The following is a 418-nucleotide window of genomic DNA, read 5'->3' as shown; positions in this document are numbered from 1 at the left end:
CGACAAAGACGCTTTGAAAGGAGACAAAGGGGATAAGGGAGATAAACTTGCTTTTTCAGATTTATCTCAAACTGACAAAGACGCTTTAAAAGGAGACAAAGGTGATAAAGGAGACAAAGGAGACAAACTTGCTTTTTCAGATTTATCTCAAACCGATAAAGACGCTTTAAAAGGAGACAAAGGAGATAAAGGAGATAAGGGAGATAAACTTGCTTTTTCAGATTTATCTCAAACCGACAAAGACGCTTTGAAAGGAGACAAAGGTGATAAAGGAGACAAAGGAGACAAACTTGCTTTTTCAGATTTATCTCAAACCGACAAAGACGCTTTGAAAGGTGATAAAGGAGACAAAGGAGACAAACTTGCTTTTTCAGATTTATCTCAAACCGATAAAGACGCTTTAAAAGGAGATAAAGGA

General features: G+C 36.8%; 1 pseudogene. It reads left to right on the top strand.

Going from position 1 to position 418, the window contains the following annotated elements:
* A pseudogene (locus IRZ83_RS19425) lies at nt 1-418 on the top strand (hypothetical protein); the annotation flags it as partial.

The sequence above is a fragment of the Flavobacterium sp. JLP genome (assembly GCF_015350755.1).
Taxonomy (GTDB): Bacteria; Bacteroidota; Bacteroidia; order Flavobacteriales; family Flavobacteriaceae; genus Flavobacterium.
The sequence above is the reverse complement of the archived record's forward strand: the minus strand, read 5'-3'. Positions and strand labels throughout refer to the sequence as shown.